The sequence below is a fragment of the Stenotrophomonas genospecies 5 genome, assembly GCF_054473825.1.
The window spans coordinates 1-16,404 of the sequence record NZ_JBTMUW010000005.1 but is presented as its reverse complement, the minus strand read 5'-3'; the positions used below and the strand labels follow the sequence as shown (position 1 = coordinate 16,404).

Below are 16,404 nucleotides of genomic sequence, written 5' to 3'. Positions count from 1 at the left end.
AGCGTGGTCTTGCCGTGGTCGACGTGACCGATGGTGCCGACGTTGACGTGCGGCTTGGTGCGCTCGAACTTACCCTTTGCCATTGTTATATACCTTGATTGTTCGTAAGTGGTTTCAAGAGAGGCTGAGCGAGGCTCAGCCCTTCTTCATGACGGCTTCGGCGATGTTGGTCGGAGCCGGCTCGTAGTGATCGAATTCCATGGTGAAGGTGGCGCGGCCCTGGGTCTGCGAACGCAGCGCAGTGGCGTAGCCGAACATTTCACCCAGCGGGATCATCGCGTTGATGATGCTGGCCGAACCGTCACCGGTGGTGTCGGAACCCTGCAGCACGCCGCGACGACGGCTGACGTCGCCCATCACGTCACCCTGGTAATCCTCCGGGGTCACGATCTCGACCTTCATGATCGGCTCCAGCAGCACCGGCTTGGCCTTGGCGAAGCCCTGCTTGAAGGCCATCGACGAAGCCAGCTTGAACGCCATTTCCGAGGAGTCGACGTCGTGGTACGAACCGAACACCAGCTTCACCTTGACGTCCACGACCGGGAAGCCAGCCAGCGGGCCGCTGGTGATGGTTTCGCGCAGGCCCTTCTCGACCGACGGAATGAATTCCTTCGGGATCACGCCGCCGGTGATGTCGTTGATGAACAGGAAGTCGTCCTTGATGGCCGGAGCCAGCTTCGGATCGGCACGGTCTTCAGCGGTGATCGGCGACAGCTCGATCACGACGTGACCGTACTGACCCTTACCACCGGACTGCTTGGCGTGCTTGTAGTCCGACTTGACGTCGGCCAGGGTGATCGTTTCGCGGTAGGCCACCTGCGGCGCACCGACGTTGGCTTCAACGTTGAACTCGCGCTTCAGGCGGTCGACGATGATGTCCAGGTGCAGCTCGCCCATGCCGGAGATGATGGTCTGGCCGGATTCTTCGTCGGTCTTGACGCGGAACGACGGATCTTCCTGCGCCAGACGACCCAGGGCCAGACCCATCTTTTCCTGGTCCGACTTGGTCTTCGGCTCGACGGCCATCGAGATCACCGGCTCCGGGAACGTCATGCGCTCCAGGATGATCGGGGCGTCCACGGCGCACAGGGTGTCACCGGTGGTGGTGTCCTTCAGGCCCACGGCCGCAGCGATGTCACCCGCCAGAACTTCCTTGATTTCCTCGCGGTTGTTCGAGTGCATCTGCAGGATGCGGCCGATGCGCTCCTTCTTGCCCTTCACCGAGTTCAGCACGGTGTCACCACCGTTCAGCGTGCCCGAGTAGACGCGGAAGAAGGTCAGCGCGCCGACGAACGGGTCGGTGATGATCTTGAAGGCCAGCGACGAGAACGGCGCCTTGTCGTCCGACTTGCGGGTCATCTCGACGGTATCGTCGTCGACGTCCACGCCCTTCACGTCCGGCACATCGACCGGCGACGGCAGCAGCTGGATCACGCCGTCCAGCATGGCCTGCACGCCCTTGTTCTTGAACGCCGAGCCGCAGTACATCGGCACGATCTCGGTGGCCAGGGTGCGGGTACGCAGCGCGTTGATGATTTCAGCCTCGGCCAGCTCTTCGCCGCCCAGGTACTTCTCCATCAGCTCTTCGCTGGCTTCGGCAGCGGTCTCGACCATGAACTGGCGGGCTTCTTCAGCAGCCGCCTGCAGTTCAGCCGGGATGTCGCTGTACTCGAACTTCATGCCCTGCGAGGCTTCATCCCAGTGGATGGCCTTCATCTTCAGCAGGTCGACGACGCCCTTGAAGTTGTCTTCAGCGCCGATCGGCAGCTGCATCGGCACGGCAACCGCGCCCAGCTTGGCCTTCAGCTGGCCGACGACCTTCTGGAAGTTGGCACCGGTGCGGTCCATCTTGTTGACGAACGCGATGCGCGGCACGTGGTACTTGTTGGCCTGGCGCCACACGGTTTCCGACTGCGGCTGCACGCCACCGACGGCACACAGCACGAACACCGCACCGTCGAGCACGCGCAGCGAGCGCTCCACTTCGATGGTGAAGTCGACGTGCCCGGGGGTGTCGATGATGTTGAAGCGATGCTCCGGCAGGGACTTGTCCATGCCCTTCCAGAACGCGGTGGTGGCAGCGGACTGGATCGTGATGCCACGCTCCTGCTCCTGCTCCATCCAGTCCATGGTGGCGGCGCCGTCATGCACTTCACCGATCTTGTGGCTCTTGCCGGTGTAGAACAGGATGCGCTCGGACGTGGTGGTCTTGCCGGCATCGATGTGAGCCATGATGCCGAAGTTACGGTAACGCTCGATGGGAGTGGAACGGGCCACGGGGAGCCTCTCAGATTTCTTGGATTTCGGATGGCCGAACGCCGCCTTTCGGCGGCCTTCGGGTTGGCGCAGTCCTTCTGGGACCGCGAGGCAGCACCTAGGTGGTGCTGCCCTGCCTGTTTTGCAAGGCCGTCAAACTCACCAGCGGTAGTGGGCGAATGCCTTGTTGGCTTCGGCCATGCGGTGGGTTTCTTCGCGCTTCTTGATGGCGCCACCACGGTTTTCCGAGGCGTCGATCAGTTCAGCAGCCAGCTTCTTCGGCATGGTGTTCTCACCACGCTTGCGCGCGGAGTCGATCAGCCAGCGCATGGCCAGAGCCATCTTGCGCGAGGCACGCACTTCGACCGGCACCTGGTAGGTGGCACCGCCGACGCGACGCGACTTGACTTCGACCGCCGGAGCGACGTTGTCCAGCGCCTTCTGCACCAGCTCGATGGCGTTGGCGCTGCTGTTCTTCTCGGTGATCACGTCCATGGCGCCGTACACGATCTTTTCGGCGACGGACTTCTTGCCGCTCTGCATGACCATGTTGATGAAGCGGGCGATGGTTTCGCTTCCGTGCTTCGGATCGGGCAGGACGGAACGCTGCGGAGTATTACCCTTACGCGACATAGTGCTCTCTCCTTAGGCCTTCGGACGCTTGGCGCCGTACTTGGAACGGGCCTGGCGACGCTTGGCAACGCCGGCGGCGTCGAGCGAGCCACGAACGGTGTGGTAACGCACACCCGGCAGGTCCTTGACGCGACCGCCGCGGATCAGGACCACGGAGTGCTCCTGCAGGTTGTGGCCTTCACCACCGATGTAGGAAATCACTTCTTCCTGGTTGGTCAGGCGGACCTTGGCAACCTTGCGAAGGGCCGAGTTCGGCTTCTTCGGAGTGGTGGTGTAGACACGGGTGCAGACGCCACGGCGCTGCGGGCACTTGTCGAGCGCCGGCGAGGCACTCTTGTAGGTGGTCGCTTGCCGCGGCTTGCGGACCAGCTGGTTGATCGTCGCCATCAGTAGGTTCTTCTGATTGGTGGCCGGAAAATCCGGCCAGAGATGCGGAAATGTTAAAGCAGGCCAAAATTCTGGCCTGCTGAGACAGACGATTGTAGCAACCTGCCAGGAACGACGTCAAACGCGTCCTGTCAAGCCCGTCCCTGATCCCGGAACGTTACTGGGGGGCCTCCATGTACCCCGTTCAGGTTCGACCGGCCCTCCACGGATGGAGCCGCCTGCCGCTACAGCCAGGTCGGACGGCCTGCGCCGCCCTGCCCTTCAAGCCCGCCCGGGCATGTCCCCGGGCGTTACCGCAAAGGTGGGTCCGGCCTTGCGGCCGGACCGGTCACCTCATTCCTCGCCCGCAGCCTGTTCGGTCTCGGCTTCCACTGCCGGAGCCTCGACCGCCGCCGGGGTGCCGGCCAGGGTCTGCATCTCGGACTCGGTGAGGCCGGACGCGCCACGACGGCGCTGGCTGTGGTACGCCAGACCGGTACCGGCCGGAATCAGACGGCCGACGATGACGTTTTCCTTCAGGCCACGCAGGTTGTCCGAGGTGCCGCGCACAGCCGCTTCGGTCAGCACGCGGGTGGTCTCCTGGAACGACGCCGCCGAGATGAACGACTCGGTGGCCAGCGAGGCCTTGGTGATGCCCAGCAGGACCGGATCGAACCGCGCCGGCAGCTCGTTGCGGGTCGACAGGCGGGCGTTCTCCTCGATAACGCGCTGGCGTTCGACCTGCTCGCCGTTCAGGAACTTGCTGCTGCCCTGATCGGTGATCTCGACCTTGCGCAGCATCTGGCGGGTGATCACCTCGATGTGCTTGTCGTTGATCTTCACGCCCTGCAGGCGGTACACGTCCTGGATTTCCTTGACCAGGTAGGCCGCCAGCGGTTCGACACCCAGCAGGCGCAGGATGTCCTGCGGGCTCGGCTCACCGTCCACGATGGTTTCACCCTTGGTGACATGCTCGCCTTCGAACACGATGACCTGGCGGTACTTCGGAATCAGCTCTTCGTGCTCCGAACCATCGGTGTCCTTGATGATCAGGCGCTGCTTGCCCTTGGTGTCCTTGCCGAAGCTGATGATGCCCGAACGCTCGGCCAGCACCGCCGGATCCTTCGGCTTGCGCGCTTCGAAGAGGTCGGCCACGCGCGGCAGACCACCGGTGATGTCGCGGGTCTTCGAGGCTTCCTGCGGGATCTTGGCGACGACGTCGCCCACGCCCACCGGGGCGCCATCCTGCAGGTTGACGATCGAGCGCGGCGGCAGCAGGTACTGCGCCGGCAGATCGGTGCCCGGGATCGACAGGTCGTTGCCCTTGGCGTCGACGATGCGCACGATCGGGCGCAGGTCCTTGGCCTGGGTACCACGACGCTTCGGATCGGTGATTTCGCGCGAGGCCAGGCCGGTCAGCTCGTCGGTCTTCTCGATGACGGTGATGCCGTCGACGAAGTCGATGAAGCGGATGAAGCCGGCCACTTCCGACACGATCGGGTGGTTATGCGGATCCCAGTTGGCCACGGTCTGGCCAGCCTTGATCGCATCGCCGTCCTTGGACGTGATGGTCGCACCGTACGGCAGCTTGTAACGCTCACGCTCACGGCCGTGGGCATCGAGCACCGAGATTTCGCCCGAGCGCGACACTGCCACCAGCGAGCCGTTGGCATGCTCGACCGACTTGAGGTTGCTGAACTTGACCGAGCCGGTGGTCTTGACGGTGATGTTGTCGACCGCAGCAGCTCGCGACGCCGCACCACCGATGTGGAAGGTACGCATGGTCAGCTGGGTACCCGGCTCACCGATGGACTGGGCGGCGATGACGCCGACCGCTTCACCGATGTTGACCAGATGGCCACGGGCCAGATCGCGGCCGTAGCAGCGAGCGCAGACACCGAAGGCCGATTCGCACGAAATCGTCGAACGCACCTTGATGCTCTGCACGCCGGCATCTTCCAGCTTGGCGACCCACTGCTCGTCCAGCAGGGTGTTGCGGGTGACGATCGGATCCTCGTCGTTGCCCGGCAGGAACACGTCCTCGGCAACCACGCGACCCAGCACGCGGTCCTTCAGCGGCTCGACCACGTCACCGCCTTCCACGATCGGGGTCATGATCAGGCCTTCGGTGGTACCGCAATCCACCTCGGTGATCACCACGTCCTGCGCCACGTCGACCAGTCGACGGGTCAGGTAACCCGAGTTCGCGGTCTTCAGCGCGGTATCGGCCAGACCCTTACGGGCACCGTGGGTGGAGTTGAAGTACTCCTGCACGTTCAGGCCTTCGCGGAAGTTCGCCTTGATGGGCGTCTCGATGATCGAGCCGTCCGGGCGGGCCATCAGGCCGCGCATGCCGGCCAGCTGACGGATCTGCGCCTGGCTGCCTCGTGCACCGGAGTCGGCCATGATGTACAGCGAGTTCATCGACTTCTGATCGATGGTCTCACCCTTGGCATTGACGACCTTCTCGGTACCGATGGTGTCCATCATCGCCTTGGCGATGCGCTCGTTGGTGCGCGACCAGATGTCGACCACCTTGTTGTAGCGCTCGCCAGCGGTGACCAGACCCGACTGGTACTGCTCCTGGATTTCCAGCACTTCGGCTTCGGCCTCGGTGAGGATGCCGCGCTTTTCGTCCGGGATCAGCATGTCGTCGATACCGATCGACACGCCGGCGCGGGTTGCGTAGGCGAAGCCGGTGTACATCAGCTTGTCGGCGAACACGACCGTGTCCTTCAGACCCAGCTGACGGTAGCTGGAGTTGATCAGGCGCGAGATGTTCTTCTTGGTCAGCTCGGTGTTGGCCAGCGCGAACGGCAGGCCTTCCGGCAGGATTTCAGCCAGCAGGGCGCGACCGATCGTGGTATCCACGATCGAGGTCTTGTTCTGCTTGTTGCCTTCCTCGTCGGTCACCACCTCGGTGATGCGGACCTTGACCTTGGCGTGCAGTTCCACCACGCGGTTGTCGTAGGCGCGCTTGACTTCGGCGATGTTGGCGAAGGCCATGCCCTCGCCCTTCTTGTTTTCCAGCGAGCGGGTCATGTAGTACAGACCCAGCACGACGTCCTGCGACGGCACGATGATCGGCTCGCCGTTGGCCGGCGACAGGATGTTGTTGGTCGACATCATCAGCGCACGCGCTTCCAGCTGGGCTTCCAGCGAGAGCGGCACGTGGACGGCCATCTGGTCACCGTCGAAGTCGGCGTTGAACGCGGTGCAGACCAGCGGATGCAGCTGGATGGCCTTGCCTTCGATCAGCACCGGCTCGAACGCCTGGATGCCCAGACGGTGCAGGGTCGGCGCGCGGTTCAGCATCACCGGATGCTCGCGGATGACCTCTTCCAGGATGTCCCAGACTTCGGCTTCTTCGCGCTCGACCAGCTTCTTGGCGGCCTTGATGGTGGTGGCCAGGCCACGACGCTGCAGCTTGGCGAACACGAACGGCTTGAACAGTTCCAGTGCCATCTTCTTCGGCAGGCCGCACTGGTGCAGGCGCAGGTACGGACCGACCACGATGACCGAACGGCCCGAGTAGTCCACGCGCTTGCCCAGCAGGTTCTGACGGAAGCGACCCTGCTTGCCCTTGATCATGTCGGCCAGCGACTTCAGCGGGCGCTTGTTGGTGCCGGTGATGGCACGGCCACGGCGACCGTTGTCCAGCAGCGCATCGACCGATTCCTGCAGCATGCGCTTTTCATTGCGCACGATGATGTCCGGCGCGCTCAGTTCGAGCAGGCGGCGCAGGCGGTTGTTGCGGTTGATGACGCGGCGGTACAGGTCGTTCAGGTCGGAGGTCGCGAAGCGGCCACCGTCCAGCGGCACCAGCGGACGCAGGTCCGGCGGCAGCACCGGCAGCACGGTCATCACCATCCATTCCGGACGGTTGCCCGACTCCAGGAAGGCCTCGATCAGCTTGATGCGCTTGGTCAGTCGCTTCAGCTTGGTTTCCGAACCGGTCGCGGCGATCTCCTCGCGCAGGCGGGTCATCTCCGACTGCAGGTCGATCGTGCGCAGCAGTTCGTACACGGCCTCGGCGCCCATGGCGGCGTCGAAGTCGTCACCGTGCTCCTGGCGGGCCTGCAGGTACTGTTCTTCGGTCAGCAGCTGGCGGCGCTCCAGGGCGGTCAGGCCCGGCTCGGTCACCACGTAGGCTTCGAAGTACAGCACGCGCTCGATGTCGCGCAGGGTCATGTCCAGCATCAGGCCGATGCGCGACGGCAGCGACTTGAGGAACCAGATGTGCGCGACCGGCGAGGCCAGGTCGATGTGGCCCATACGCTCGCGGCGCACCTTGGCCAGGGTCACTTCAGTGCCGCACTTCTCGCAGACCACGCCGCGGTGCTTCATGCGCTTGTACTTGCCGCACAGGCACTCGTAGTCCTTGACCGGGCCGAAGATGGCGGCGCAGAACAGGCCGTCGCGTTCCGGCTTGAAGGTACGGTAGTTGATGGTTTCCGGCTTCTTCACTTCGCCGAAGGACCACGAGCGGATCAGGTCCGGCGAAGCCAGCGCGATCTTGATCGCGTCGAAGTCCAGCGTCTGGCGCTGCTGGTTGAAGAGATTGAGCAGGTCTTTCATGGTGTTCTCCAGAAGGAGGAATGCTGTGTCGATGGGCTTTCAGGTCACTGCCAGCGGCGCGGCGGAGAGAGCCGCCGCGCCGGCATGGATCAGTTGTCTTCCAGTTCCATGTTGATGGCCAGCGAGCGGATTTCCTTCACGAGCACGTTGAAGGATTCCGGCATGCCCGCGACCATCTCGTGCTCACCGTCGACGATGTTCTTGTACATCTGGTTGCGGCCCTGCACGTCATCGGACTTCACCGTCAGCATTTCCTGCAGGGTGTAGGCCGCGCCGTAGGCTTCCAGCGCCCAGACTTCCATTTCACCGAAGCGCTGGCCACCGAACTGCGCCTTGCCGCCCAGCGGCTGCTGGGTGACGAGCGAGTACGGACCGGTCGAACGCGCGTGCATCTTGTCGTCGACCAGGTGGTTCAGCTTCAGGTAGTGCATGTAACCCACGGTGGTGTGGCGATCGAACGCTTCACCGGTGCGGCCGTCGTACAGCTGGGTCTGGCCACTGCTCGGCAGATCGGCCAGTTCCAGCATGCGCTTGATTTCCGCTTCGGTGGCACCGTCGAACACCGGGGTGGCCATCGGCACGCCGTCGGTGAGGTTACGGGCCAGGCGCAGCAGCTCCTCGTCGCTGAACTGCGACAGGTCGACACGGTTGGCCACGTTGGTGTCATCGTGGTTGTAGATGTCGTCCAGGAACCGGCGCAGGTCGGCAACGGCCGCCTGGGCTTCCAGCATCGCCTGGATCTTGCGGCCCAGGCCCTTGGCAGCCCAGCCCAGATGCACTTCCAGGATCTGGCCGATGTTCATACGCGACGGCACGCCCAGCGGGTTCAGCACGATGTCCACGGTTTCGCCCGAGGCCATGTACGGCATGTCCTCGACCGGCACCACGTTGGACACCACACCCTTGTTGCCGTGGCGACCCGCCATCTTGTCGCCCGGCTGGATGCGGCGCTTCACGGCCAGGAACACCTTGACCATCTTCAGCACGCCCGGAGCCAGGTCGTCGCCTGCGGTGATCTTGCCGCGCTTGTCGGCGAAGCGACGCTCGAATTCCTTCTCGTGCGCCTGGATCTGCTTCTGGGCGCGCTCGATGGCTTCCGAAGCGTCCTCGTCCTTCATGCGCAGCACGAACCAGTCAGCCTTCTTCAGGCCGTCCAGGTACGCGTCGGTGATGACGTCACCCTTCTTCAGGCCGGCACCGCCGTTGACCACCTTGCCGACGATCTGCGAACGCAGACGCATGTAGATGGCGGCTTCCAGGATGCGGAACTGGTCGTCGAAGTCCTTCTTGACGCGCTTGATCTCCGACTCTTCGATCTGGCGCGCACGCTTGTCCTTCTCGATGCCGTCGCGGGTGAAGACCTGCACGTCGATGACGGTGCCGTCCATGCCCGGCGGAACGCGCAGCGAGCTGTCCTTAACGTCCGAAGCCTTCTCGCCGAAGATCGCGCGCAGCAGCTTCTCTTCCGGGGTCAGCTGGCTCTCGCCCTTCGGCGTGACCTTGCCGACCAGGATGTCGCCGGCGCGGACTTCCGCACCGATGTACACCACGCCGCTCTCGTCCAGGCGGTTCAGCGCCTGCTCGGAAACGTTCGGGATGTCGGCGGAGATTTCCTCCGGCCCCAGCTTGGTGTCGCGCGCGACGCAGGTCAGCTCTTCGATGTGGATCGTGGTGTAGCGATCCTCTTCCACCACGCGCTCGGAGAGCAGGATGGAGTCTTCGAAGTTGTAGCCGTTCCACGGCATGAACGCGATCAGCATGTTCTGGCCCAGGGCCAGTTCGCCGATGTCGGTGGACGGACCGTCGGCCAGCACGTCGCCGCGGGCGATGACGTCACCCACCTGGACCAGCGGACGCTGGTTGATGCAGGTGTTCTGGTTGGAACGGGTGTACTTGACCAGGTTGTAGATGTCGACGCCGGCGTCGGTGGCACCGACGATCTCTTCCTCGACCACCTTGACCACGATGCGGGCAGCGTCGATCTGCACGATCTCACCGCCACGACGGGCGTTCACGGTCACACCGGAGTCACGCGCCACGGCGCGCTCGATGCCGGTGCCAACCAGCGGCTTCTGCGAACGCAGGGTCGGCACGGCCTGACGCTGCATGTTCGCGCCCATCAGTGCGCGGTTGGCGTCATCGTGCTCCAGGAACGGCACCAGCGCGGCCGCGATCGACACGGTCTGCATCGGCGAGACGTCCATGAAGTGGACCTCCGCCGGCGGCTTCAGCAGCGACTCGCCCTGGTAGCGGCACGGCACGAACTGCTCGGTCAGCATGCTCTTGGCATCGGTCAGGGCGTTGGCCTGGGCGATGACGTACTCGTTTTCCTCGATCGCCGACAGGAACTCGATCTCGTCGGAGACCTTGCCGTCCACGACCTTGCGGTACGGGGTCTCGAGGAAACCGTACTGGTTGGTGCGGGCGTACACGGCCAGCGAGTTGATCAGACCGATGTTCGGGCCTTCCGGCGTTTCGATGGTGCAGACGCGGCCGTAGTGGGTCGGGTGCACGTCGCGCACTTCGAAGCCGGCGCGCTCACGGGTCAGGCCGCCCGGGCCCAGGGCCGAGACGCGACGCTTGTGGGTCACTTCCGACAGCGGGTTGTTCTGATCCATGAACTGCGACAGCTGCGAGGAGCCGAAGAACTCCTTGATGGCGGCAGCGACCGGCTTGGCGTTGATCAGTTCCTGCGGCGTCAGGCCTTCGGACTCGGCCATCGACAGGCGTTCCTTGACCGCGCGCTCGACGCGGACCAGGCCGACGCGGAACACGTTCTCGGCCATTTCACCGACCGAACGCACGCGACGGTTGCCCAGGTGATCGATGTCGTCGACCACGCCGCGACCATTGCGGATCTCGGTCAGGACCTTGATCACGTCCAGGATGTCGGAGCTGTCGCCATGGGCAGCGACCAGGCGCTTGGACTCTTCGTCGTTGCGCTCACCGAAGTACTTGCTGTCGTACAGCACGGCTTCGCCGGTGGTTTCCTTGCGGCCCACGCGACGGTTGAACTTCATGCGGCCGACCGCGGACAGGTCGTAGCGCTCGAAGGTGAAGAACAGGTTGTGGAACAGGTTCTGCGCGGCGTCCTTGGTCGGCGGCTCGCCCGGACGCATCATGCGGTAGATCTCGACCAGTGCTTCCAGCTGGGTCTTGGTCGGATCGATGCGCAGGGTGTTGGACAGGTACGGACCACGATCCAGGTCGTTCACCCACAGGGTACCGACCGCATCGACGCCCGCCTTGCGGAAGTTCTGCAGCTGCTCTTCGCTGATCTCGTCATTGGCCTGGGCCAGCAGTTCGCCGGTCGAGGCATCGACCACGTCGTGCGACAGGATGCGGCCGACCAGGTAGTCGTCCGGCACGGCCAGGGCCGCAATGCCCGAGGCTTCCAGCTGCTTGATGTGGCGCGCGGTGATGCGCTTGCCGGCTTCCACGATGACCTTGTCGCCGTCGGCGAGGTCGAAGCCCAGGGTTTCGCCACGCAGGCGCTCCGGCACCAGCTCCAGCTGGACGCCTTCATCCGGGTTGATGTGGAAGGTGTTGATCTCGAAGAACTCGGCCAGCATCTCTTCGTTGCTGTAGCCAAGCGCGCGCAGCAGGATCGACACCGGCAGCTTGCGGCGGCGGTCGATACGGGTGAACAGCGCGTCCTTCGGGTCGAACTCGAAGTCCAGCCAGGAACCGCGGTAGGGGATGATGCGGGCGCTGTACAACAGCTTGCCCGAGCTGTGGGTCTTGCCGCGGTCGTGGTCGAAGAACACGCCCGGCGAGCGGTGCAGCTGCGAGACGATGACGCGCTCGGTGCCGTTGACGATGAAGGTGCCGTTCTCGGTCATCAGCGGGATTTCGCCCAGATAGACCTCCTGCTCCTTCACGTACTTGATGGCCTTGGTCGACGACTCGCGGTCGTAGATCACCAGGCGCACGGTCACGCGCAGCGGAGCGCCGTAGCTCATGCCGCGCTGGCGGCATTCACGTTCGTCGAAGACCGGCTCGCCCAGCTTGTAGCCGACGTACTCCAGGGCGGCATTGCCGCTGTAGCTGGCGATCGGGAAGACCGACTTCAGCGCGGCGTGCAGGCCATGATCGGCACGCTTGGCCGGATCGATGTTCTCCTGCAGGAAATCACGGTAGGAATCCACCTGGATCGCGAGCAGGAACGGCACTTCGAGAATCGAGCGCTGCTTGCCGAAATCCTTGCGGATACGCTTCTTTTCGGTGAACGAATAGGACGTCATGAGGTCTTCCACCTTGTTGTGCGGGCCGTGCGTCCACGACCCTGAAGGGAACTTTGAAATTGTCAGTTGGAAGTCGCTGGTATTGCCGGCACCAGCACGCCTTCTCCCGCTACTTCCAACTGCCAACTCGTCTGCATCTACTTCCCTGCTGCCGCGCGATGCGCGGGCGTGCCGGGATTTGACCGCAGCCCGTGTTGGGCTTTCTACCGCCTGATTCCACCCGCGCAGTACGCGGGCCTGCAACAACGACCAAAGGCCGGGGGCTTACGCCCCCAGCCTTGGCTGCATCGCCGAGAATCGATGACGATGCAAAGGAAGTGCTTACTTGACTTCGACAGTCGCGCCAGCAGCTTCCAGGTCCTTCTTCATCTTCTCGGCGTCGTCCTTCGAAGCGCCTTCCTTCAGGACGCCACCAGCTTCGGCCAGGTCCTTCGCTTCCTTCAGGCCCAGGCCGGTGATGGCGCGGACGGCCTTGATGACTTCGACCTTCTTCTCGCCGGCCGACTTCAGGGTGACGGTGAACTCGGTCTGCTCTTCAACAGCAGCGGCCGGGCCAGCGGCAGCAGCCACGGCAACCGGAGCAGCGGCGGAGACGCCGAACTTCTCTTCGATGGCCTTGACCAGCTCCATCACTTCCATCAGGGACTTCTCGGCGATGGCGTCGACGATCTGTTCGTTGGTAAGGGACATGATTAATACCTTTGGATGATTTTCTGGGTTGAGGTTCCGTCAGGAACCACGGTAAGTCGAAACTCAGGCGGTCTCGGCGGCCGGCTCGGCAGCGGCGGTTTCGCCACCACCCTGCTTCTCGCCAACAGCCTTGATGGCGCGGGCGAACATCGTGACCGGCTCGGTCAGGACGCGGGCCAGCATGGCCAGGGCCTGATCGCGGGTCGGCAGCGAGGCCAGCACGTCGACGTGGCTTGCCGGGAACACTTCGCCACCGATGGCGACGACCTTAGCCTTCAGCTTGTCGTTGCCCTTGGCGGCTTCCTTGATCAGGCGACCGGCAGCGCCGGGCTCCTCGAGCGAGAACGCGTACAGCAGCGGACCAACCATCTGGTCCTGGGCCACGGCGAACTCGGTGCCTTCAACGGCGCGCGAAGCCAGGGTGTTCTTGACAACCTTCAAGAAAACACCGGTTTCACGAGCCTGCTTGCGCATCGCGGTCATCTGGGCGACCGTGGTGCCAGCGTATTCGGCTGCGATCAAGGAGTGGGCCTTGGCGGCGACGTCTGCCAGCTCGGCGACTACTTCTTGCTTCTGGGACAGATTGAGAGCCATTGCACTCCTCCAATTGAACTCCGCTTACGGCTCCTGCCGTGTGCGGTCCTGTGCGGCATCCGTCCTGGACGCCGGGAACACCAGGATGATGTTCCGGGGGGTGGGCCGTTCTAGACCTGGAGTGGGCCAACCTGGGAAACCCAGACGTGCGTGAACCAGAAAAACTCCAGAAGGGCACCATCTACGCAGGGTGATTCCGGGGAATCGATTAAGCGTTCATGACTGTTCCGGCGGCGACTCCCTGCCATATCGAGCTTCCGTGCCCGTCGCCGGCCCTGCCACGACCGCGCCTGCGGTCTTTGACGGCTACCGCAGGCGGTGGGCTGCCTGCGATGCCTTCAAATGTCACGGTCACGGCACCCGAAAGTACCGTGACCGCTTGAAACAATTACTTCAGGGTCAGCGACGACTGGTCGACGGTGACGCCCGGGCCCATCGTCGAGCTGACCGAAACCTTCTGCAGGTAGGTGCCCTTCGAGGTGGCCGGCTTGGCCTTGATCAGGTCCAGCAGCAGCGCGGTCAGGTTCGACTTCAGCGCGTCTTCGGCGAAGTCGGCCTTGCCGATGGTGCAGTGGATGATGCCAGCCTTGTCGGTGCGGTAACGGACCTGGCCCGACTTGGCGTTCTTCACGGCTTCACCCGGGTTCGGGGAAACGGTGCCGACCTTCGGGTTCGGCATCAGGCCGCGCGGGCCCAGCACGGTGCCCAGCTTACCGACAACGCGCATGGCGTCCGGGGTCGCGATGACGACGTCGTAGTTCAGATCGCCGGCCTGCATCTTCTCGGCCAGGTCATCCATGCCGACGGCTTCGGCCCCAGCGGCCAGGGCTTCATCAGCCTTGGCACCGGCCGGAGCGAACACGGCAACGCGGACCGACTTGCCGGTACCGGCCGGCAGGACGGTGGAGCCACGGACCTGCTGGTCGGACTTCTTCGCGTCGACGCCCAGGCGCACAGCAACGTCGATCGACTCGACGAACTTGGCCTTGGTGGCGCTCTTCAGGATGTTGATCGCGTCCTCGAAGGCGTAAGCCTTGCCCGGAACGACGGCGGCCTTGATGGCCTTCTCACGCTTGGTCTGTGCCATCTTCTTAACCCTCCACCACGAGGCCCATGGAACGGGCAGAGCCAGCGATGGTACGCACGGCGGCGTCCAGGTCGGCGGCAGTCAGATCCGGTTCCTTCGCCTTGGCGATCTCTTCCAGCTGCTTACGGGTGACCTTGCCGACCTTCTCGGTGTTCGGGCGCTTGGAGCCCGACGAGATGCCAGCGGCCTTCTTCAGCAGGGTGGTGGCCGGGGTGCTCTTGGTGATGAAGGTGAACGTACGGTCCGAGTAGGCCGTGATGATCACCGGAACCGGCAGACCCGGCTCGAGCTTCTGCGTGGCAGCGTTGAACGCCTTACAGAATTCCATGATGTTCAGGCCGCGCTGACCCAGCGCAGGACCGACCGGCGGCGAGGGGTTGGCCTGACCGGCCTTCACCTGCAGCTTGATGTAACCGACAACTTTCTTTGCCATGTGAGTACTCTCCGGGTGCTAGCGCCTTTCGACAACAGGCTCCCCATCGGACCGGGAATCACGCGTCCCGGCATCGCGTTTTGAAATCATGCCGAAGGCCACCTTGCGGTGGCCTCGTCCTGCTGGCTTCCCAGCGGGGAGCCGCGCACTATATCAGATTTTGGGCGCCCTGTCTGAACAGGGAGGGCGACCTGAAGGCTGCCAGCCCGTGGCCGGCAGCATCACCGGGCATCAGCCGGTCTGCTTCTCGACCTGGCCGAACTCGAGCTCGACCGGGGTGGCACGACCGAAGATCAGCACCGAGACGCGCAGACGGCTCTTCTCGTAGTTGACTTCTTCGACCACACCATTGAAATCGTTGAACGGGCCATCGGTGACGCGGACCATCTGGCCCGGCTCGAACAGCACCTTCGGACGCGGCTTCTCGACACCTTCCTGAACGCGGTTCAGGATGGACTCGGCTTCGGAATCGGCGATCGGCAGCGGACGATCGGCGGTACCGCCGATGAAGCCCATCACGCGCGGGGTTTCCTTGACCAGGTGCCAGCTTTCGTTGTCGATGCGCGGAATACCGGCCTCTTCGTGGGTCTCGATCTGGACCAGCACGTAACCCGGGAAGAACTTGCGCTCGGACCGGCGCTTCTGGCCGGCGCGCATTTCGATCACTTCCTCGGTCGGAACCAGGACGTCGCCGAAGCGCTCTTCCATGCCATCACGGACGATGCGATCACGCAGAGCCTGCGCCACCGACTTCTCGAAGCCCGAATAGGCGTGAACGACGTACCAACGCTTCATGCAATTCTCCTTAGCGGCTCAGGAACCACTGAGTCAGTTTCTGGATCAGGAAGTCGAAGCCACCCAGCAGCAGGCTGAGGATGAGCACCACAACAATCACGACCCAGGTCATGCGAACGGCTTCCTGGCGCGTCGGCCAGACCACCTTGCGCAGTTCGAAGCGCGACTCGGAGAGGAATTCGCGGGTGTCGCGCCCCTTGCCGGTCAGCATGAACACGCCGATACCGCCAACCAGACCGACCACGACCGCCAACGCACGCAGCTGACCCGCCCACGCGCCCAGCTGGGCGGCGCGACCGGAGTCGGCGGAGAACCAGAACCAGACGAACAGACCCGCCAGCACCAGCAGGGATGCGGCAACGTACTTGACGATATCTCCACCGCTGGCGGAGGTGTCCTTGGAATGTTCGATCTTGCTATTCATCCGGTGTGTCTGCTTTAGCGGCAAGAGCCGCTGGATAAGGTGGGCAGATGGCACGCCAGGAGGGACTCGAACCCCCAACCTGCGGTTTTGGAGACCGCTGCTCTGCCAATTGAGCTACTGGCGTACGTTTTGAAACTTGCCTTCCCTTAGACGGCGAAGGCGGACCGAGGTTCCCGGCCCGCCACTCGCGCGACCGGCAGCGCTATGCAACCGCCGGTACTGCAGGCTTACTTGATGATCTTCGAGACCACGCCGGCGCCGACGGTGCGGCCACCTTCGCGGATGGCGAAGCGCAGGCCTTCGT

The 16,404-nt window shown here is 63.7% G+C and carries 13 protein-coding genes and 1 tRNA gene; all 14 read right to left on the bottom strand.

The features are described 5' to 3' along the window. Positions 1–83: GTP-binding protein (locus tag ACX9OW_RS20700; RefSeq protein ID WP_042615313.1), on the bottom strand; the 83-nt coding region annotated here is incomplete at its 3' end. A gap of 52 nt (positions 84–135) precedes the next feature. Continuing rightward, the gene (gene fusA / locus ACX9OW_RS20695; protein ID WP_049470847.1) at positions 136–2,277 is read right to left on the bottom strand and encodes an elongation factor G; all 2,142 of its coding nucleotides are present in this window, start codon (positions 2,275–2,277) and stop codon (positions 136–138) included. A gap of 138 nt (positions 2,278–2,415) precedes the next feature. Then, the gene (rpsG, locus tag ACX9OW_RS20690; protein WP_053519957.1) at positions 2,416–2,889 is read right to left on the bottom strand and encodes a 30S ribosomal protein S7; all 474 of its coding nucleotides are present in this window, start codon (positions 2,887–2,889) and stop codon (positions 2,416–2,418) included. A 12-nt stretch (positions 2,890–2,901) separates the two neighbouring features. Beyond that, entirely contained in the window at positions 2,902–3,276 is a 375-nt protein-coding gene (gene rpsL / locus ACX9OW_RS20685) for a 30S ribosomal protein S12 (RefSeq protein WP_004145320.1), read from the bottom strand. Positions 3,277–3,609: 333 nt separating this feature from the next. Continuing rightward, the gene (gene rpoC / locus ACX9OW_RS20680; protein WP_053519956.1) at positions 3,610–7,833 is read right to left on the bottom strand and encodes a DNA-directed RNA polymerase subunit beta'; all 4,224 of its coding nucleotides are present in this window, start codon (positions 7,831–7,833) and stop codon (positions 3,610–3,612) included. 89 nt (positions 7,834–7,922) lie between these two features. Then, the gene (rpoB, locus tag ACX9OW_RS20675) at positions 7,923–12,077 is read right to left on the bottom strand and encodes a DNA-directed RNA polymerase subunit beta (protein WP_053519955.1); all 4,155 of its coding nucleotides are present in this window, start codon (positions 12,075–12,077) and stop codon (positions 7,923–7,925) included. A gap of 321 nt (positions 12,078–12,398) precedes the next feature. Then, positions 12,399–12,767, bottom strand: coding sequence for a 50S ribosomal protein L7/L12 (gene rplL, locus ACX9OW_RS20670; protein WP_053519954.1), 369 nt, complete (start codon positions 12,765–12,767; stop codon positions 12,399–12,401). A gap of 63 nt (positions 12,768–12,830) precedes the next feature. Beyond that, entirely contained in the window at positions 12,831–13,361 is a 531-nt protein-coding gene (gene rplJ, locus ACX9OW_RS20665) for a 50S ribosomal protein L10 (RefSeq protein WP_053519953.1), read from the bottom strand. Between the two features lie 388 nt (positions 13,362–13,749). After that, complete coding sequence (rplA, locus tag ACX9OW_RS20660) at positions 13,750–14,448, bottom strand: 50S ribosomal protein L1 (RefSeq protein ID WP_004154350.1); 699 nt, start codon at positions 14,446–14,448, stop codon at positions 13,750–13,752. Positions 14,449–14,452: 4 nt separating this feature from the next. Then, positions 14,453–14,881 carry a 50S ribosomal protein L11 gene (gene rplK / locus ACX9OW_RS20655; RefSeq protein ID WP_004145248.1) on the bottom strand — a complete coding sequence of 143 codons (429 nt, stop codon included), beginning with the start codon at positions 14,879–14,881 and terminating at the stop codon, positions 14,453–14,455. 231 nt (positions 14,882–15,112) lie between these two features. Then, a complete protein-coding gene (gene nusG, locus ACX9OW_RS20650; protein WP_053519952.1) occupies positions 15,113–15,676 on the bottom strand; it encodes a transcription termination/antitermination protein NusG in 564 nt (187 codons plus the stop codon). A gap of 10 nt (positions 15,677–15,686) precedes the next feature. Next, positions 15,687–16,100 (bottom strand): preprotein translocase subunit SecE, encoded by a 414-nt coding sequence (gene secE / locus ACX9OW_RS20645; protein WP_053519951.1) that lies wholly within the window; start codon positions 16,098–16,100, stop codon positions 15,687–15,689. Between the two features lie 48 nt (positions 16,101–16,148). Further along, positions 16,149–16,224: transfer RNA gene (locus ACX9OW_RS20640), tRNA-Trp, on the bottom strand. Between the two features lie 103 nt (positions 16,225–16,327). After that, the coding region (locus ACX9OW_RS20635; RefSeq protein ID WP_459040859.1) for an EF-Tu C-terminal domain-related protein at positions 16,328–16,404 on the bottom strand (77 nt) is incomplete at its 5' end.